The organism is Klebsiella michiganensis (assembly GCF_002925905.1).
Lineage (GTDB): Bacteria > Pseudomonadota > Gammaproteobacteria > Enterobacterales > Enterobacteriaceae > Klebsiella > Klebsiella michiganensis.
On record NZ_PRDB01000023.1, the window covers coordinates 1 to 19,282 of the forward strand.

The 19,282-nt window shown below is 59.1% G+C and carries 15 protein-coding genes; 4 read left to right on the top strand and 11 right to left on the bottom strand.

Going from position 1 to position 19,282, the window contains the following annotated elements; genetic code table 11:
* Together CDA56_RS27715 and hmsP are read right to left on the bottom strand one after the other, a co-directional pair.
* Nucleotides 1-1,023, bottom strand: a 1,023-nt coding sequence (locus tag CDA56_RS27715) for a dicarboxylate/amino acid:cation symporter (protein WP_104011464.1), incomplete at its 3' end; no start/stop codon positions are given.
* 154 nt (nucleotides 1,024-1,177) lie between these two features.
* The gene (gene hmsP, locus CDA56_RS27720; protein WP_025106810.1) at nucleotides 1,178-3,184 is read right to left on the bottom strand and encodes a biofilm formation regulator HmsP; all 2,007 of its coding nucleotides are present in this window, start codon (nucleotides 3,182-3,184) and stop codon (nucleotides 1,178-1,180) included.
* Between the two features lie 317 nt (nucleotides 3,185-3,501).
* Between hmsP and CDA56_RS30790 the strand changes: the two genes are divergently transcribed.
* Nucleotides 3,502-3,783 carry a hypothetical protein gene (locus CDA56_RS30790; RefSeq protein ID WP_139536113.1) on the top strand — a complete coding sequence of 94 codons (282 nt, stop codon included), beginning with the start codon at nucleotides 3,502-3,504 and terminating at the stop codon, nucleotides 3,781-3,783.
* A gap of 14 nt (nucleotides 3,784-3,797) precedes the next feature.
* On the opposite strand, the gene bcsC is transcribed toward CDA56_RS30790, so the two are convergent.
* From bcsC to bcsR, 6 genes are read right to left on the bottom strand one after another with little or no spacing between them, the layout of a single operon-like run.
* On the bottom strand, nucleotides 3,798-7,283 hold the full coding sequence (bcsC, locus tag CDA56_RS27725) for a cellulose synthase complex outer membrane protein BcsC (protein ID WP_102803210.1): 3,486 nt from the start codon (nucleotides 7,281-7,283) through the stop codon (nucleotides 3,798-3,800).
* Nucleotides 7,265-8,374: a cellulose synthase complex periplasmic endoglucanase BcsZ gene (gene bcsZ, locus CDA56_RS27730; RefSeq protein WP_049070381.1), complete on the bottom strand. Its 1,110-nt coding sequence runs from the start codon at nucleotides 8,372-8,374 to the stop codon at nucleotides 7,265-7,267. Before bcsZ ends, bcsC begins: the two co-directional genes overlap by 19 nt.
* 3 nt (nucleotides 8,375-8,377) lie before the next feature.
* Complete coding sequence (gene bcsB / locus CDA56_RS27735; RefSeq protein ID WP_102803211.1) at nucleotides 8,378-10,720, bottom strand: cellulose biosynthesis cyclic di-GMP-binding regulatory protein BcsB; 2,343 nt, start codon at nucleotides 10,718-10,720, stop codon at nucleotides 8,378-8,380.
* Between the two features lie 10 nt (nucleotides 10,721-10,730).
* Nucleotides 10,731-13,349, bottom strand: coding sequence for a UDP-forming cellulose synthase catalytic subunit (bcsA, locus tag CDA56_RS27740; protein ID WP_025106806.1), 2,619 nt, complete (start codon nucleotides 13,347-13,349; stop codon nucleotides 10,731-10,733).
* Nucleotides 13,346-14,083, bottom strand: a complete 738-nt coding sequence (gene bcsQ, locus CDA56_RS27745; RefSeq protein ID WP_032694187.1) for a cellulose biosynthesis protein BcsQ — start codon at nucleotides 14,081-14,083, stop codon at nucleotides 13,346-13,348. Before bcsQ ends, bcsA begins: the two co-directional genes overlap by 4 nt.
* An 11-nt stretch (nucleotides 14,084-14,094) precedes the next feature.
* Nucleotides 14,095-14,283, bottom strand: coding sequence for a cellulose biosynthesis protein BcsR (gene bcsR, locus CDA56_RS27750; RefSeq protein WP_004855289.1), 189 nt, complete (start codon nucleotides 14,281-14,283; stop codon nucleotides 14,095-14,097).
* Nucleotides 14,284-14,450: 167 nt separating this feature from the next.
* On the opposite strand from bcsR, the gene bcsE reads away from it, so the two are divergent.
* From bcsE to bcsG, 3 genes are read left to right on the top strand one after another with little or no spacing between them, the layout of a single operon-like run.
* Nucleotides 14,451-16,007 carry a cellulose biosynthesis protein BcsE gene (gene bcsE / locus CDA56_RS27755; RefSeq protein WP_025106804.1) on the top strand — a complete coding sequence of 519 codons (1,557 nt, stop codon included), beginning with the start codon at nucleotides 14,451-14,453 and terminating at the stop codon, nucleotides 16,005-16,007.
* Entirely contained in the window at nucleotides 16,004-16,201 is a 198-nt protein-coding gene (bcsF, locus tag CDA56_RS27760; RefSeq protein WP_014227175.1) for a cellulose biosynthesis protein BcsF, read from the top strand. The genes bcsE and bcsF overlap by 4 nt, the downstream gene beginning before the upstream one ends.
* The gene (gene bcsG / locus CDA56_RS27765) at nucleotides 16,198-17,874 is read left to right on the top strand and encodes a cellulose biosynthesis protein BcsG (protein WP_032751637.1); all 1,677 of its coding nucleotides are present in this window, start codon (nucleotides 16,198-16,200) and stop codon (nucleotides 17,872-17,874) included. Before bcsF ends, bcsG begins: the two co-directional genes overlap by 4 nt.
* A gap of 83 nt (nucleotides 17,875-17,957) precedes the next feature.
* Here bcsG and CDA56_RS27770 read toward each other — a convergent pair whose 3' ends face one another.
* From CDA56_RS27770 to CDA56_RS27785, 3 genes are all read right to left on the bottom strand, one after another.
* Entirely contained in the window at nucleotides 17,958-18,065 is a 108-nt protein-coding gene (locus CDA56_RS27770; RefSeq protein ID WP_014227177.1) for a type I toxin-antitoxin system toxin Ldr family protein, read from the bottom strand.
* Between the two features lie 370 nt (nucleotides 18,066-18,435).
* The gene (locus CDA56_RS27780; RefSeq protein ID WP_004855299.1) at nucleotides 18,436-18,543 is read right to left on the bottom strand and encodes a type I toxin-antitoxin system toxin Ldr family protein; all 108 of its coding nucleotides are present in this window, start codon (nucleotides 18,541-18,543) and stop codon (nucleotides 18,436-18,438) included.
* A gap of 368 nt (nucleotides 18,544-18,911) precedes the next feature.
* Entirely contained in the window at nucleotides 18,912-19,019 is a 108-nt protein-coding gene (locus CDA56_RS27785) for a type I toxin-antitoxin system toxin Ldr family protein (RefSeq protein WP_004855299.1), read from the bottom strand.
* Nucleotides 19,020-19,282: the final 263 nt, after the last annotated feature.

The window sequence follows — 19,282 nt, forward strand, 5'->3', positions numbered from 1 at the left end:
TTTTGAGGAGAGCAGCAGCACCACCAGCAAGGTGATCTGATGGAAAATATCCATATGGCTGTTCGTCGCCTGGGCGATAAACACCGCCGCCATCGTCAGGTATATTGAGGTGCCATCGAGGTTAAAGGAGTACCCCGTCGGGATCACCAGCCCCACCACCGACTTGCGGCAGCCCAGCTTCTCCATCTTATCGAGCATACGCGGCAGCGCCGACTCGGATGAAGAGGTCCCCAGGACAATCAGCAGCTCTTCGCGGATATAGCGGATAAATTTAAAGATGCTGAAGCCGGTGGCTTTGGCGATCGACCCCAGCACTACCACCACAAACAGGATGCAGGTGATGTAGAAGCAGACGATCAGTTGGCCAAGCTGCACCAGCGTACCGACGCCGTATTTCCCAATGGTAAAGGCCATGGCCCCGAACGCGCCAATCGGCGCCAGGCGCATGATCATATTGATGATGCCGAAGATCACCTGCGAGAAGCTTTCGATAACGTTAAAAATCAGCTGGCCTTTGCTGCCGAGGCGATGCAGCGCGAAACCAAACAGCACCGCAAACATCAGCACCTGCAGAATGTTACCGCTGGCAAAAGCGCCAATCACGCTGCCGGGGATAATATCGAGCAGGAACGCTACGATGCCCTGATCTTTCGCCTGTTCGGCGTAAACCGCCACGGCCTTCGCGTCGAGGGTCGCCGGGTCAACGTTCATTCCCGCGCCGGGCTGCACCACGTTTACAATGATCAGGCCGATGATCAGCGCAATTGTGCTCACGATTTCAAAGTAGAGCAGCGCCACCGCTCCGGTGCGGCCGACGGCTTTCATGCTCTCCATCCCGGCAATCCCCGTCACGACGGTACAGAAGATAACCGGGGCAATAATCATTTTAATCAGCTTAACGAAGGCATCGCCGAGGGGTTTCATCTGCGCACCCAGTTCCGGGTAAAAATGGCCCAGCAGAATACCGATCGCTATGGCCGAGAGAACCTGGACATAGAGGCTTTTAAAGAAAGAGATTTTCATAGGGTGTCCTTTGGAGATAACCACAGACCTTGAGGGGGTATTGCGTCCGTGGCTTAAAAATAACACCCATGAAACATTTCAGAAATAACGAGTGATGAAATTGCAATGCAATTGTTAATTTATTTGAACTGACTCGCATAAGCTAACAATGTTGTTACAAACTTGCATCCTCAACATCACCGGGTAAAAAACGGGCCATAAAAGCCTCAGGCGGCATGGCGCAGCCAAAAAGATACCCTTGCACCGTCTCGACGCCCGCCTCCTGCAGCCAGCGATACTGGGTATCGGTTTCGACGCCCTCCGCGACAATGTGCAGATTCAGCCCCCGCGCCAGCTGGATAATCGCGGGCACCATGCTGATGTCATCGGGCAGCATATCGATAAAGACTTTATCGATTTTCAGGATGTCTACCGGCAGCGATTTAATATGCTGCAGCTGGCGCAAGCCCGCGTAGCCCATACCAAAGTCATCGAGGGCAATCCGCACGCCCGCTTCACGCAGCGGACGCAGCAGCGAAATAATCGCCTGCGGGTCGTCTATCCGACGGCTTTCGGTGACTTCCAGTACCAGCGTGCCCGGCGCGATACGATAGCGCGCGAGCAGCGCCAGCATCTCCTCGCCGCGATCGTGATGCAGCAGCTGCAGCAACGACACGTTGACCGACAGCGGCAACATGATCCCCTGATTTTGCCAGGCGGCAAGCTGCCGGCAGGCCTCTTCCATCACCCAGTAGCCGACCGGCACCATCAGCCCGCAGGCTTCGATACGCTCAATCAGATCGCCCGGCAGCGACCAGCTGCCGTCCGCCTGACGCTGACGCAGCAGCACTTCCGCACCGCACACCTCGCCGCTGTGGGTATCCACCTGCGGCTGCAGCCAGATGGCAAACTGCTGGTTATCAAGCGCCGTCAGAATATCGTGCTCTTCCATTAAGCGGCGCTGCGCTTTTTCCATCTGCTGCGGATCGAAGAACTCAATCTGGTTTTTCCCTTTACGACGCGCGGTTACGGCGGCGGAAAACGCCCGCCGGTAGAGCTGTTCGGCGTTAATTTCGCCGTTAAACATCGCGATACCGACGCTGGCGCAGGGGCGCAGCTGGATGCCGTGCAGAGGCAAACGTTCATTTAAGACAGTGAGTACTTGCTTACTTAACGTCACCGCCTGCCAGGGTTCGTCAATACCGTGGGCCAGAATCGCGAAGTCGTAGCCGCTCACCTGAGCCAGCACCATCTGCGCCGGGATAATCGCCCGCAGCTTTTCAACCAGGGTTAGCAGCAGCATTTCACGCTGCGTCTCTTTCAGTACGCCAGCGGTATCCTGTAGCGTTTCGCAGGCGATAATCAGCAGCGCCGAGGCCTGCGGTCGCGCGACGGTTTGCTCCAGCATAGCCATTAGAAAGGCTTTGTTCGGCAGCTCGGATACCGGAAAACGAGTCGATTGCAAAGAGAGTTCATCGTGCAGGCGCAGCAGCGTCTGCTGATTACGGTTGTAGCTGCGCACCAGCATGCCGATTTCATCGTCATGATGGAGACGCGGCAGCGTGAGCTGATGGCCCAAACGCTCGTGCTGCGGGACATCGTTTAGCTCACGGGCGATTTTACGCAGCGGTCGTACCATCAGACGGTTGATGCACCAGGTGATCGCCACCGTCAGCATCAGCACCAGAAGCAAGTAAGCGGTCACTAACGTCGCCAGCGCGCTCATGACGAATTTATACATGCGGTATGAGTCGGCCTGGAGCACCAGATAGGCCAGCGGCTGTGGGTTAGCGGGCCGTTCAAGGGAGTAGATAGGCAGCGAAATCTGTACCGGCAGTTCAAACATACGGGTGATGGTTACCGGTACCGGGCGCTCGGGGATAAAGCGCATCCGCAGCGCCTGGAACTGATTGGGCAGGACAACATCCGCCCGGCTGACGATGCCTGCGGGTTGAATACGGCTCAGAATGGCTTCCGCCTCAGGGATATCGGCTTTCAGGATAGCCGCTGACAGCGGTTCGCGAACGGAACGCGCGATGCTTTCTAACTGCGTGGCCGTGGTAAAACGACTCTGCTGAACAAAGTGGAACAGCAGAATAGAACAGAAGACCAGTACAAACGCCATGGACACGCTCGCGACCATCGCCATCTGTTTAATTGTAAGTGAACGGCTGACGCGCAACGGGGTTCTCCACTGAAACTGAACGCATATCGGGTATAGGTCCCTCTCACCGATCGTTATCAGGCTGATTATATACTCAAATTGTTCGCTCACGCCCGCAAGGCGCGAAGCAATGCCATCGGGACGCTTTCCCGGAGGCGGCGCAATGCGCCTGTCCGGGCTACAAAATCCGCAGGCGGCGCGAGCCGGTAGCCCCGGTAAGCATAGCGCGACCGGGGAACATTCCCGGGTCGCGGCTGACGCCTTACCCGGGCTACAAAATTGCCCGGGCTACACGTTCACAGCCGCCATCGGGCCGCTTTCCCGGAGGCGGCGCAATGCGCCTGTCCGGGCTACAAAATCCGCAGGCGGCGCGGGCCGGTAGCCCCGGTAAGCACAGCGCGACCGGGGAACATTCCCGGGTGGCGGCTGACGCCTTACCCGGGCTACACGCTCACAACCACCATCGGGCCGGTAGCCCGGACAAGGCGCCCCTGGCGCCGCCTCCGGGATGCAGCGCGCTATGCAGCTTCCGCGCCACCGGAGGGGAAATCGGGCTGCCTGGCCGGAGGCAACGAGTATACGCGAAGAGCGCCGTGGAGTGGCGCCCTGTCGCATAATTCAGCCTAATCTGCTACCAGTCGGCATAAGGAACCAACGGCTGCGGCGGCATATCCATATCGCCCTGCCAGCCGGAAGCCGAATAGCGAACGTACAGCAGCGCATGGCTCGGGGTGTAATCCTTCGCCTGCTGGATATCCACCGCCGCCCCGACAAACCAGTTGCTGGTCACCCGTCGTTCAATCAGCGCCCGCGCGGTATAGCCGACGCCAGAACTGCTGCTGCCTTCTTCCGTGAGCTGGCTGGCATCATGACGATACTGCGAAGGAATCAAATTGAGCAGCGGATAGCGCGCCTCGGTTTTGGTGCGCGAGTGGGACCACGACACCGATCCCCCCAGCTCCCATGACCAGTTCGCCGTCCGCTGACGCCAGGTGACCGGCACCGAGAAGGAGATATATTCCTGCGGACTGTAGTAACCGCCCTGACCCAGCGTATAGCCGCTGAGATCCTTATCGTAGTGCCAGAGCATATTGTTCAGGCCGACGGTGACCCGGCGGTTATCTTCGTTAACCACTTTATAGTAGTAGCCGGTCATCCAGCGCACGCGCCAGTTGTCGGCGACGTTTTTCCCGGTCAACTGGTCGACGCCCAGCGAAGACCAGACGCCGTTGGCCTCGCCTTTATCGTAGCTCAGACTCAGACCGCCGCCGTCGGCGCGCACCCCGCCCCAGGTCTTGCCGGTATGGCCGTCGTTAGGGTTATCCTTCTGCCCGCCAAAGGCCAGCAGCGAGCTGGAGATGGGGCGTCGGTGGAGGTTCACGGTGTAGCCCAGCGGACCAACGTCGCTGCTGTAGCTCAGGCCGCCCACCACATCAACGACGTTAAAGCCCATCGGCGTGGTGCCGATATCGCCGCTCCAGGTATCGTTCTTCCAGCCCACCGCGACGCTGGCGCCGCTATCGCTCTGATGTTTGCTGCCGCCGCTACAGGCGATTTCACCGCAGGTGCCCCAGCTCGGCGAATAGCTGCCGTCGCTGTTCGTCGAAAAACTCCCGGCATCCATATTAACCAGATCGGTACGGAAGAACATTCGCCCGTCGGCCAGCGGCGCATCCACATGCAGCATCGTGGTATGGGCTTTCAGGTCGGAATAGCCGCCGGTACCGCTGGAGCCCCAGTAATCATGTTCGAGGGTGACGTTAAGATCCTGCTGACGATAAAGATCGGCGGCGTCGCTGCGGATCCCGCGCTTCAGCCAGTCATCGCTGCTGTCGTTACGCGTCAGCCGCGTAAACGTGTCGTTATCCTGCGGGCGCTCGCGGGCGACGCCGGAGGCCACCATTGCATCTTTATAGCCTTCCAGCGCCTGCTGCGGCTCGCCGTTCTGCGCCTGGAAACGCGCGGCGTCGCGCAGCACCAGCGCGCTTTCCATTGACGGCGGCTGCGCTTTCGCCTGCGGAACGATGCGGGCGAAGGTTTGCTGCGCCTGAGCGCGATCGCCCAACCCGGCCTGCGCCTGGGCGATACGCCGCTGCATATTGATAGAATCGATGTCTTCGCCCTTGAGCTGCGCCACCTGGGCGCGGGCGGCGTTTTTATCGCCATCGGCAAGATACACTTCCGCCAGGCCCAGACGCGCATCGCCGTTGTCAGGCTGCTGCCCCAGCGCCCGCTGATATTCAGCAATCGCCGTCTGGCTGTCGCCGCGCTGCTGCGCCCAGTCCGCCAGCGTGAGCGCGTAGCGCACCGACGTCGGCTGCTGGTTAATCAGGGCGATCGCCCGGGCTTCCTGGCCGCTATCGCGCAGCTGATTCGCCTGGCGCAACACGTTATCGCTTTGCAGGCGCGCCTCCAGCTCGCGAATATTGTCCGTCCACTGCCCGCGCGGCAGGGCGTTAATCTGCGCCAGCGCCATCTCATCCTGATTATTCCCGGATAGATAGAGGCCGTAGGCGTAAACCCGGTCGGCATCGCCGGGCTGGCGGTTGACCATCGCGCGCATGATGGCATCGGCTTCGCTGCGGCTGCCCGCGCTGACCAGATCCCGCGACAGGCGGTAGGCGATCCATACGCTATCCGGATCCAGCGCCAGCCGTCTGCGCTGCACTTCCGCCGCCTGCGCCCAGTTGCCCTGGCTCTCCAGCGCTTCAGCCTGTTTCTCCAGCCGATCGTTCGTCAGGCTGCGTTCGATATCATCAATGCTGCGCCGCTGGCCCGGCGACAGGCTGGCGATGTACGCGCTGGCTTTTTCCGGCGATTCGGCGCGATACAGATTCGCCAGACCGCGCACCGCCAGGCTGTTGCCGCGATCCATTCGCAGCGCGCGCTGGTAGTAACGCTCCGCCGCCGCGTTTTCTTTACGCGCCGCCGCCACGTCCCCCAGCCCCAGCACCGCATAGCTGTCGGTATTGTCTATGCGCTGCGCCTGGGCGTAATTATTTTGCGCCTGCGCCAGCTGGCCGCTTTTGAGGGCGCTATCGCCCTGCTTAATCAGCAGCCAGTAGCGGTTAGTCTTGAGCAGGCTGTCCCACTTATCGCGGCTCGGGCTATCCGGGTCCATTTTGATGGCTTTACTCAACTGGGCGACCGCCCGCGCCCGATCGCCGCGCTGGGAGTACGCCTGCCCCAATGCGCCAACCGCGTCGCTGTCTTTGGCATCCGCCCGCACAGCCTGCTGCAAATCGGCCACGGCCACCGAACCTTTCCCGGCCTTCACCGCCGCCAGCCCCTCCGCGCGATCGCGGAACGTCGGGTCTTTTAGCTGCGTCTGCTGCTGAGCGAGCAGGACGCGGGCATTCGCCGAGGTGGAACCGGTGGGAAACTGCATGAGAAAGCGCTGCAGCGCCTGCACGCTGGCCCGGCTGACCGGCATACTTTTCACTTCGTTAAACCAGATGTCCGCCGCGATACCGCGCCCCGCCGCCGAGCGGGACATCTGCTCCAGATAAGCAAATCCCTCTTCCGGCTTATTATCGCCAAACATCTGTTTCGCCAGCGCCGTTTGCAGCGGGACGTTGCCCGGCAAGCGGGCGTTGAGTTTTTTCAGCTGATTGATGCCTTCGTTATGACGGGCGGGCAGCCGCGCCACCAGCGTCCAGTACTCAATCGCCGCGTCATCATCATCAGGAACGCCGTTAAACAGCTTCTCGTAAGCGGCGATGGCCTCATCAACCTTCCCGGCCACGCCCAGCAGACGAGCCTGCTGCAGCTCCTGGCGACCGTCGCCGGTGCTGCTTTTCATTTCGTCACGCGAGGCTTTCAGCTCGGGCGATTCCGGCGCCAGCTTCGCCAGACGCTCCAGCTGCTGCTTCGCGCCGGCGGTATCGCCCTGGCGGAGAAGATAGCGCATCCGCGCGGCAACAACGTCCGGGTTATTCGGGTCGATCAATTCCAGGCGATAGAGCGACTGGCGCACCAAATCCTCACGTTTGCTGGCCTCGCCGAGGCGGACCTGCTCCAGTAGATGCTCCTGAACAGGCGTAGTCGCGGCGTGCGCCAGCGGCATCAGCGCGACGCCTAAGGAGAGGGTGAATAAGCTTAGTGAGAACTTGTGCATTCCTGGTTCCAGTCAGGCCGTAATTCGCCACCGGCGGTGAAGCGAAAACGGTGTTGATCCCATCCCTGGCCGAAAAGGGTCAGGACCGCGCTGTAGTAAGCATCCGCGCCGGGATAGTTATCGGCGACGCGCTGGCGCTGAATGGCGCGTGCATCTTCCTTCTGCAAGAAAGGCAGTAGCGCAGCGGAGAATCCAACCGGACCGTTGCCGGTAGTTTTACCGGTCGCGATGTTGGTTTTTTCCGGCGGCACGCCCTGGTCAATCGTCCGGGTCGCCATCGGTTTAAAGCGCGCCAGCAGGCGAGCTTTTTGCTTATCGTCGTCATCGAGCATACCGGCCCACAGATAGACGCGAATGGCGTCATAGCTGCCGATAATGGGTTTATCCGCTTTCAGCTGCCAGCCTTTGCTTTTTTCGTAACGCACCCAGTCAGGCGAAAAACCTTTCGGCGCGGTTTCCAGCAGCAGACGCAGATTGCCGTCGCGTATCTTCGGCCAGGGAGCGCCAAACGCGGCAAAGTAGGTCGCCAGCTGCGGCGGCAGATAGCTGGGATTAAAACGCCAGCCGCGGTCATCGACGAAGCCGACTCTCCCCGGCAGAATCATCGGCCCCAGCCCCGGTACGGTGGCGACCTCTTCGTCGGCAATGCGCGCCAGCAGCGCTTTGCCTACCTCGGTGTACTGAGGCGTGTCCCACAGACGTCCGGCCTCCAGCAGCGCCCAGGCTATCCACAAATCGGAGTCCGAGGCTGAATTGTTGTCCAGCACCGTCCATTCGTCATCGCTCTTTTTCCCCCACAGCCAGCCCGGGAGATGCGCGCGCAAATCGCCCTCGGCAAGGTTGTTTTGCGTCCACTCGAATAGCTTGCGGAAGCCGTCGCGATCGTTAGCCGCCAGAGCAAAGAACAGCCCGTAGCTTTGCCCTTCCGAGGTGGTGATTTTTCGCGCATCGCTGGGGTCGATAATTCGCCCTTCGGCGCTGACATACTCTTTTTTAAACTGCTCCCAGGCCGGCCACTGGCAGGCGGCGCTCACCTGCGCCGCCGCCAGCATCAATACCGATAACACCACACCGCGCACCGCGTTCATCATCAATTACTCATCATCAAGGTCGAGGCGGCGACGGCTGATAATACGCAGCATGCGCCATAGCACCCATGCCAGCAGGACGATGCTGACCGCGGCCAGAATAGCCAGCAGCACCGGATGGCTGGAGAGCGCAAACCAGATACGTTCGAACCACGGCAGGTGCCCGATATAGTAAATATCGCCCACCCTCAGGCTGTTGACGCCCGACTCACGAATCACCGCAACGGAACCAAACATCGCCGCGCGTTTACCGCTGTCGTTAAGGGCCTGGGTCAGCAGTTCGTTGCCGCGCGGGCTGTCGGCCAGCAGCGCCACGACGCTGCGCTGATCGTTGTACGGCGACTGGAAGCCAATAATCGCCGCCATCGGCCCGGTCGACGTGACGTCGGTGCGGGTATTCGGCGTTCTGGCCTCGGTATCGGGATAGATGCTGGCCAGATCGTAGTGGCGCATCGGCGTTTTCACCCAGCTTTTGGTCGCTTCAACCAGCAGGTTGATTTTCGTGTCGTCCTTCAGCGCCTGCGGAATGGAGCCAATCAGCAGCAGATCGGCGTCTTTGTCCTTAATCTGGCTGCCGTCGTCGGTCATGCGCAGGTTAATGGCCGCCAGGCCGGTTTGCGCGCCAATGCCGCCGGCCGTCTCCAGCAGCGTGGCAACCTGGCCCTCGGTCGGCGATTTGGGCACCACGACCAGGGTATCGGCGAGATCGGCCATCCGGCTGTACGGGAAGCCCGCGTTAGCAAATACGCGCAGATCCGGCATCGCCATAAAGTGATAGTACTTCGAGAAGTCGATGGTCGAGTCGTCGCCTATCACCACGTGGTTCTGCACCGGCTGGAAGGTAATACAGTTATCGATAGAACCGCCCGGCATCGGGTTCATATACTGGAAGTCGAAGCGCAGCTGATTCATGGCGCCGAGGCGCAATGCCGGGATCGTCACTTCCGTTTTGCCATCCAGCAGCCCCTGCAGCACCGGCAGGCGCAGTATCAGCTTATTCACATCCTGCGAGCTGTTGAGGCTGAAGGACTGTAAGAACCGATCGTTAAGGCTGATATCCATGCGCGAGCTGTCCTTGATAGGCGGCATGGTGTAGCGATAGTTCAGGTTCATATCGATGCCGTTGGCGCGCAGCAGGTAGAGGTCCGGCGGCAGGTTCAGCGCCACGTTGATGGAATCCGGCACCAGGCCGCTGGATTGCAGCTGCTGTTCGTAGGTTTTCAGCTCGGCAAAGGTCACCGCCCGATCGGTACGCACCCAGTTCGGCGCATCGTAGGGTTTACGCGCCTGCAGCTGTTTGACATCGTCAACCGTCACGCTGCTGCCGCGGAACAGAATATTGCCCTGGGCTATCCCCTTCGCTGCCTGCAGCAGGTCTTTGTCATCCCGCCCGAAGACCACCAGCAGCTTGACGTACGGATTATCCGGGTGGTCGATCATTTCAATCGTCGGCGCCTTAACCGGCGGATGCTCGCGCAGGAAGTCAGGGCGCTTATCGTTGGTCGCAAACACAATGGCGTTACGGTCCGGCAGTTGGTTGAACTGCACCGGGAACTGCTGGCCGCGCCAGCCCGCCTTGCTGCCGAACCAGGAGGCGACGATGGCCGCCGCCTGCTGCTGCAGGACATCCGGCGCGGAGGCGAAGACCATCGGCAGCGTCAGCTGGCGGTTATCGCGCGAATCGTAGAACGGTACCGGGAAATGCGAAAGATCGTTGCGCACGTTCAGCGACTGGTAGGTTAAATCCAGATAGCTTTCGCGACCGACGTCCAGCCACAAGGTGCTGCTGGCCGGGTTTTCACAGACATCGCGATAGTGGCCGACAAACTCAAGGCGCACGCGGTTAAAGTCGGTGATATAGAGCGGATCGATAGGGATCTGCGCGCTGACTTTTTTACCCAACTGCTCTTTGGTGACCGGCAGCACGCCCATCAGCTCATCGTTAAGATACACCTTCAGCTGCGACTGCACCGGCAGCAGCGACGGAGAGGGCGTGTAGTCGAGATTCAGCAGCGCTTTTGCCACCACTTCATCGCTGCGCATACCGAACTCTACCGACCCCTCAGGGCGCGCGCCGCGCAGCACCATGCTGCCCGGAGGCGGGGCGATTTTGGCGAAGGTCAGCTTCACGTCGCGGGTCGGAGCGTTATCCAGCACCACCACCGGCGCTGCCGGATCGGCAAGCGTCGCCGTGGGCTGGCTGTCCGCCACCGTACCAGCGATACCGGGCACCGTCGTCGTCGGCGCGGCCTGAGTCGCCGCCGCCGTCGGTTCCGCATACGAAGCGAAAGGAGACCATCCGCTAATACCCACCGCTACTGCACAAATCAAAGAGAGTTTTCTGTTCATCGCATTATCATCATTGTTGAGCCATCGCCGGTTCTGCCGAGAGTGTCGCCGCTGCGCGTTCCGGACGGCGCGGAATAAACGAGACAAACCAGGCCACCAGCATGGTGAGCGAGCGGAAAATAACCTTCACCGACGGCGGAGAAAACTCCGCCAGGTGACGATATCCACGGAACCCCAGCTTCAGGATATCCAGCAGGCTTTCCATCGGCTTATCTTCCGGGAAGCTATCCTGCCAAAGCGCCCACGTATCTGCGCGGGCAAACGTACACTGTACAAAATCAATATGCTGTTGATTGCTTAACGGCAGCAGCTGTAGCCCGACCTCGCTGCCGTTGACCCGCGCGACCCGCACCGGGAAGGCGTACTCCTGCTGCCCGCGTTTCAGCAACAGCTTGACGTGCTGGCTTTCCAGCACCTGCGCCTCGCCGTGAATCTTGACCCCAAGGCCCCCGTCTGAGTAATCATGGACGGTACAGGAGAACAGGTGCCCGTCATCGCGGGCAATCGCCGCCGGCATCGACATCTCCACGCGGTGCGATCGCCGCACCTGCTTGCTTTCAACCGAGACCGCCACCGCGCCGCCGAGAATAATCAGGTTATAGAACACCCAGATAATGCTCACCCAGACGGTCAGAATTTCGTTTTCCGGGCCGTACATAAAGCGCCAGATCCCCACCCCGACGCCGACCAGGTTCAGCAGCACGAGATAGATATAGGGACGAGAGATTACCCAGTCGACGTACTCGTCCTCCACCAGTCCGCCTTTTGCCGTCACGTTGAATTTGCCCTTATGCGGGTTAATCAACGCGACAAAGGTCGGCGGCGCGATATACCACGCCAGCACCGTTTCATAGATCTCGCTCCAGAAAGAGTGGCGGTATTTGCCCTGAATCTTCGAGTTGGTCAGGCTGGCGTGAATCATATGCGGTAGCACGAACAGGGCGATCATCAGCGCTGGCGCATAGATGATATAGGCGTGCAGCAGCAGAAACGCCAGCGGCGCGGTCAGGAAGATCAGCCGCGGAATACCGGACAGAAAGTGCAGCATCGCGTTGACGTAGCAGATGCGCTGCGCCAGCTTCAGCCCTTTGCCAAACAAGGGGTTATCAAGGCGGAAAATTTGTACCATCCCGCGGGCCCAGCGGATGCGCTGGCCAATATGCGCCGACAGGCTCTCCGTCGCCAGACCGGCCGCCTGCGGGATACGCATGTAGGCTGAAGTGTGCCCGCGACGGTGCAGGCGCAGAGAAGTGTGGGCGTCTTCAGTCACCGTTTCCACGGCAATGCCGCCGATTTCATCCAGCGGGCCGCGGCGGATCACCGCGCAGGAGCCGCAGAAGAAGGTCGCGTCCCACATGTCGTTCCCGTCCTGCACCAGGCCATAAAACAGCGTGCCTTCGTTCGGCGTTTTGCGGAATCGTCCCAGGTTGCGCTCAAACGGGTCCGGGGAGAAGAAGTGGTGCGGCGTCTGCATCATCGCCAACTCTTTCTCTTTCAGGAACCAGCCCATGGTCATCTGCAGGAACGAGCGGGTCGGCACGTGGTCGCAGTCAAAAATCGACACGAACTCGCCCTTGGCGTACTTCAGGGCGTTGTTGATATTCCCGGCTTTCGCGTGTTCGTGGGTGGTGCGGGCGATGTAGTGCACCCCGACGTCTTTGGCGAACTGGCGGAACTCTTCGCGCCCGCCGTCGTCGAGGATCCAGATATTGAGCTTGTCCTTCGGCCAGTCGATCCCCTGGGAAGCGTAAATGGTGTTTTTCACCACGTTGAGGTCTTCGTTGTAGGTCGGCACGAAAATATCGACCGTCGGCCACTGCGCCATATCCTCCGGCAGCGGGACCGGCTGACGGTTCAGCGGCCAGACGACCTGGAAATACCCCAGCACCAGCACCACCCAGGCGTAGGTTTCGGCGAACAGCAGAATTATCCCGCACACGAGGCTCACGGGATCATCCCAGTTGAGTGTCGAGGTGTAGCGCCACCAGATGTAGCGGCAGGAGACGGTCAGCGACAGCACGATCAGCATCAGGGCCGAAAAGCGTCCCGGAATGCGGCGCACCAGCAGCGCCACGCCCCACAGCAGCAGCAGGAAAATAAACTGCGAGAGCGGGTTAAACGGCTGGGTAATACAGAGCAGCGCGAGGATTAGCGAGAAAAAGGTTATCGTGCCCAGAATAAACCGCCGCAGCTTTGGCGACAGGTGAGCCAGCTCTTTATGCTTATCCAGATGACCGGTGCGGGCGTTAACCTTTTCCGGCAGCTTTTCCAGCCACTGGGCATAGCGCCCCTGAACGCCTTCCAGCGCCGCCAGCGAACGCCAGTTGATCTTTTTATCCGGCTCCGGCACCCGCGTCGCCAGCAGCCACACGCACTGCAGCAGGTAGCGAATCGGGTCCAGTGGGCGCGGCCGATGCGGATTAATATGCGGGAAAAACTCGCCGTGACGTTCGCGAATAGCCTGCCAGCGCGGCGTTTCCAGCGGCATAAACGCCCATGCCAGAGATGCCCACAGGCAGCCCAGCGCGGCCGACAGCCACGACGCGCCGTGCTGGCGATAGTCGCGATAGCGCTCGTTCAGCCGTTTCCCGACCGGCGGCGCCAGCAGTAAGGTGCTCAGGCGAATCATTCCGCCCCCTTCCCGGCGTAGTGCAGCAGACACCAGTTGGCCAGCGTCAGTATCTCCTCCGCCGCCAGAGAGTCCTGCCGGTACTCGCCGAGCGGCTGCTTCGCCGCCAGACACTCCGCCATCGCCTCATCACGATGGATAGTCACCGGCAGAATGCGGCGCTGGCTCTCCAGCCACAGCTGATACAAATCCTCCTGCAGCTGGCTGCCGACGCGCAGATCGTTAATCAAAATATCGCTATTGACCGGCAGCGCCTGCTGATGCAGGCGAATATGGCTGTTGCCGTCCGGATGCACGATGACCAGCGTGCGGTCGCAGACGTCAATGAGGGAGCGGGTCAGCGGCGAGTAACCGTCCGGCAGGTCAATCAGCAGCCAGCGGTGATCGCCCTGCTGATGGAGCTTCTGCACCATCCCGGCCATCGGCGCCAGCGTCGGCTGAAGCTGGTCAATGTTCGCGCGCTCGCCCGGCGTCAGCTGACCAAAGGGCAAAAGATCGATATGCGAGGTGTAGCGCAGACCGGCGTCGCGCCAGTCGCTGCCGTCGATCGTGGCGCGCGCCCAGCCCGCTTTGTGGCTGAAATCGACGTTGAAAAAAAAGCGCAACATGTTGTCCGGGCTGGCGTCCACCACCAGTACGGTTTCACCGAGTAATTGCAGCGCCCAGGCCAGCGCAGCGGTAATCGACGTGGTGCCGGTACCGCCGCGCACGCCCTGTAATCCCAGAATCGCCATCGACGGCTTCCTTACTTTTTCTCTGCTAATTCAGCCAGTAATGGCCAGCGTTTTAGCGCCGCGGTTAACTGCTCGCGTCGGGAAATATCGTGGTAGTGAATATCAGGCAGGGAAAATGCCCGGCTTAACGCCAGGAAATCATTTTGAAACGTGTAGCCCAAAGTCGCATCGGTGGGTACAGCAGGCTCTTTTGCTGGCATTTCTCTGTCCGTTGGAAAATACAATAAATTAAACCGAGAGGCGTAAGATCATCCTTAAAATATGTTTACATGCTAAAACTGATGTCCTTTAATTTCAATGTTAGGTTTACTCTGACGCTTTCGCTAGTAAACTAATCAAGTGTAAATCAAGTCTCACGAGGGACGCCGTGGATATCGTATATTCTTTGGGTATTTCATCATTATGGGACGAAGTACGCCATATGCCCGTGGGTGGAGTATGGTGGCTGAATGTCGACCGCTATGCCGACGCGGTAAGCCTGCTCAACCATACGCTGGCGGCCCAGGATAAACAGAGCCAGGTTGCGGCGATAGTCATGGGTGATAACCCAAATAAAATCATTGAACTAGAGAAAAATTGCGGGCCAGAAAAGGTGGCGTTATTTAGCATGCCGAACCGTGCTGAGGGGCTGCAAGAAATGCACCGCGATTTAGTTTGTTCCCTCGAACCTGGCAATTATTTGTTTATTCTGCTATGCGCTGAAAATGCCTGGCAGAATATAAAAAGCGATGATTTATGCAATTGGGTTGAGAAATCGTATCGATGGACTAATTATCATCGTTGTTCATTACTAGTACTTAATTCCGGGCACGATATCGATAAGCAACTCTCCCCTTTATTACGCGAGTACCGTTCGCTTTCCGGCCTGGCAAGTATTCGTTACCAGGGGGATAACCACCTGTTCGATATCGCCTGGTGGGGGAGTGAAAAAGGCATCAGCGCCCGGCAGCAGCTCATTGTTCTTCAGGATGAAAACGGCTGGCGGCTGGCACAGGATGAAGAAACGGTGGTGCAACCGCGCAGCGACGAAAAAGTCATTCTTAGCAATCTGCGCGTACTGGAAGGTGCCCCCGCGCTATCCGAATACTGGACGCTGTTCGATACCAACGACGCCGTTTTCAACGCCGGGAGGATGGCGCAGGCGGCAACGCTGATCTTCTCCATTACCCAGAACGAACAGATTGAACAGCTGGGACGCTATATCCATACCCTGCGCCGCCAGCGCGGCAGCGCGTTAAAAATCGTCGTCCGCGAGCAAACGCCGAGCCTGCGCGCCACCGATGAACGCCTGCTGCTGAGCAGCGGCGCCAATATGGTTATTCCCAGCGGCGCGCCGTTATCCCGCTGCCTCACGCTTATAGAAAGCGTTCAAAAACAGCAGTTTACTCGCCATATCCCGGAAGATTTTAATACTCTGCTGACCTGGAGCCAGCCGCTAAAACTGCGCGGCTACCAGAAATGGGGGGACTTCTGCGAAGCGGTGCACAATATTATGGCCAACACCATGCTGCCCGCCGATGGCAAAGGCGTAATGGTGGCGCTGCGCCCGGCGCCCGGCCTGCGCGTAGAGCAGGCGCTGACGCTGTGTAAGCCCAACCGTATGGGCGACATTATGACCATCGGCAACAACCGCCTGGTGCTGTTTCTGTCATTTTGCCGGGTGAACGACCTGGATACCGCGTTAAACCATATTTTCCCTTTACCAACCGGCGATATTTTTTCTAACCGTATGATTTGGTTTGAAGATAAGCAAATAACGGCTGAAATCATGCAGATGCGCGGGATTCTGCCGGAGAACTGGAACACGCCGCTGCCCATTTCGCTTGGCAAAAATGAAACCATCAACGCCACCCATGACGGGCGAAGCTGGCGGCGCAACCCCGAGGCGCACCGTCTGTCCATTGATGGGGAGCCAACCTTATGATGTCTATCGCCGATATTATTCAGCTGGTCGTCCTGTGCGCCCTGCTGTTCTTCCCGCTGGGATACCTGACGCGCCACTACCAGCGGCGTATTCGCACCACATTAAGACTGATGTTCTTTAAACCCCGTTATGTCAAACCGGCTGGCGTGCTGCGCCGGGAAGCGACATCCAGGCAAGGCAAATCAACGAAATGACCAAACCCAAAACACCCACCGCGTCGCTTCCGCTTTGGCGGTACTGGCGAGGCTTATCTGGCTGGAACTTCTACTTTCTGGTGAAGTTCGCATTGCTATGGGGCGGATACCTCAATTTTCATCCCATGTTAAACCTGGTGTTTCTGGCCTTCCTGCTGGTGCCAATTCCGCAGTATAAGCTGCACCGTATCCGCCACTGGATAGCAATCCCGCTGGGTTTTATGTTGTTCTGGCACGACACCTGGCTGCCCGGCCCGGAAAGCATTGCCAGCCAGGGCTCGCAGATTGCCGGTTTTAGCGCCGACTATATCTGGGATCTGGTGACCCGCTTTATTAACTGGAATATGGTCGGCGCGTTCTTCGTGCTGCTGGTCCTGTGGCTGTTTATCAGCCAGTGGCTACGAGTGACGGTTTTCGTCTCGGCGATCGTGGTCTGGCTGGTGGTCAGTCCGCTGCTGCCCTCTTTCAGCCTTTGGCCGGCAGGTCAGCCGACGACCGCGGCGGCGAACACCGCCGTTAATACGGCCGGCGGAACGGCCATCGCGACCAATACTGCGCCGGCGAATAACGATATTCCGCCGCAGACCGAGCCGCCGACGTCGGCCAATCTCACCAACTGGCTGAATGCCTTTTACGCTTCTGAGCAAAAACGTAAAACCACTTTCCCGGATGCGCTTCCGGCCGATGCCCAGCCGTTTGATGTGCTGATAATCAACATCTGCTCGCTCTCATGGTCGGATATTGAAGCGGCCGGGCTGATGGATCATCCGCTGTGGAAGCATTTCGACCTGCTGTTCAAAAACTTTAACTCGGCGACCTCTTACAGCGGGCCGGCGGCGGCGCGTCTGCTGCGCGCCAGCTGCGGCCAGCTCTCTCATGCGAACCTTTATCAGCCATCGGGCAGCGAATGCTATCTGTTTGAAAACCTGGCGAAGCTGGGCTTCACCCAGCAGCTGATGCTCGGCCACAACGGTATCTTCGGCGACTTCCTGAAGGAGCTTCGCTCGCTGGGCGGGATCCAGAGCCCGCTGATGGATCAAAGCGGCCTGCCGGTCATTCTGCAGGGCTTTGACGGCTCTCCGGTCTATGACGACCAGGCGACGCTGAACCGCTGGCTGCAGTCGCTGGATAAGCTGAATACGCCGCGCACGGCGACCTTCTACAACACGCTGCCGCTGCATGACGGTAACCACTATCCGGGCCAGAGCAAAACCGCGGACTATAAAGCCCGTGCGCAGAAGTTCTTCGATGAGCTGGATAATTTCTTCACCGAACTGGAGAAATCGGGGCGTAAGGTGCTGGTCATCGTCGTACCGGAACACGGTGCGGCATTGAAAGGCGACAAAATGCAGGTTTCCGGCCTGCGCGATATTCCCAGCCCATCCATTACCAACGTACCGGCGGCGGTGAAATTTTTCGGCATTAAGGCAAGACACCCCGATGCGCCGATTATCATTAACCAGCCAAGCAGCTACCTGGCGATTTCTGAGCTGGTGGTCCGCGCCCTCGACGGCAAGATGTTTGACGAAAACGACATCAACTGGCAGCAGTATATTGCCAACCTGCCGCAGAGCGCGGCGGTGTCGGAAAACTCCAACGCCATCGTCATTCAATACCAGGGGAAACCGTATGTTCAGCTGAACGGCGGCAGTTGGGTCCCTTATCCGCAATAAACGAAAAAGGCCGCAGGATGTTACCCCTGCGGCCCCGTTCGGGCGCATGCTGCCACTAAGGCAGGCAGATACCCACCGGCCGGCTACTTCCGGTTATCCATCCGGCTCACGATAATGCTGACCAGAATGCCAGCAATCACCGGAGCCGCCAGATCGTCCCACAGCAGCAGGCCCAACTGAGCGAGCGTCATACAGCCGCCTTGTTGCAATGGCAACCGTTCGCGGCTATTCTCGAATTGTTGAGGTTCGAGATTAGCCCCCGATACGTTGCCAGGTTGATACCAAACAACGTGCGGGGGATTTCTCTTTCCAGCAACCCATCCATCGATGCCGCCGGGGTTCAAGCCCCCGCAACATTGCGCCTCACCGGGCGAGCCCGGCTTGCTGACGATTCTACTGGCCCGATCGGGTACCCGCACTCCGCCATTACGCGCGGTGCGAGACGCATTCCAGGAAACTTTTTTGTTGCAGCAATACAACGAAAAAGGCCGCAGGTTGTTACCCCTGCGGCCCCGTTCGGGCGCATGCTGCCACTAAGGCAGGCAGATACCCACCGGCCGGCTACTTCCGGTTATCCATCCGGCTCACGATAATGCTAACCAGAATGCCAGCAATCACCGGAGCCGCCAGATCGTCCCACAGCACCAGGCCCAACTGAGCGAGCGTCATACAGCCGCCTTGTTGCAATGGCAACCGTTCGCGGCTATCCTCGAATGGTCTAGATGCGAGGTTAGCCCCCGATACGTTGCCAGGTTTATACCAACAACGTGCGGGGGTTTTCTCTTTCCAGCAACCATCTCTCTATGCCGCCGGGGTTCAAGCCCCCGCAACATTGCGCCTCACCGGGCGAGCCCGGCTTGCTGACGATTCTACTGGCCCGATCGGGTACCCGCACTCCGCCATTACGCGCGGTGCGAGACGCATTCCAGGAAACTTTTTTGTTGCAGCAATACAACGAAAAAGGCCGCAGGTTGTTACCCCTGCGGCCCCGTTCGGGCGCATGCTGCCACTAAGGCAGGCAGATACCCACCGCCCGGCTACTTCCGGTTATCCATCCGGCTCACGATAATGCTGACCAGAATGCCAGCAATCACCGGAGCCGCCAGATCGTCCCACAGCACCAGGCCCAACTGAGCGAGCGTCATACAGCCGCCTTGTTGCAATGGCAACCGTTCGCGGCTATCCTCAAATTGTTCAGGTTTGAGAGTAGCCCCCGATACGTTGCCAGGTTGATACCAAACAACGTGCGGGGGTTTTCTCTTTCCAGCAACCAATTCATCTCTGCCGCCGGGGTTCAAGCCCCCGCAACATTGCGCCTCACCGGGCAAGCCCGGCTTGCCGACGATTCTACGGCGCCCTTCAGATTTCAGCACCCGGCTCGACTGCGTTATTCGAGGCGCATTCCATA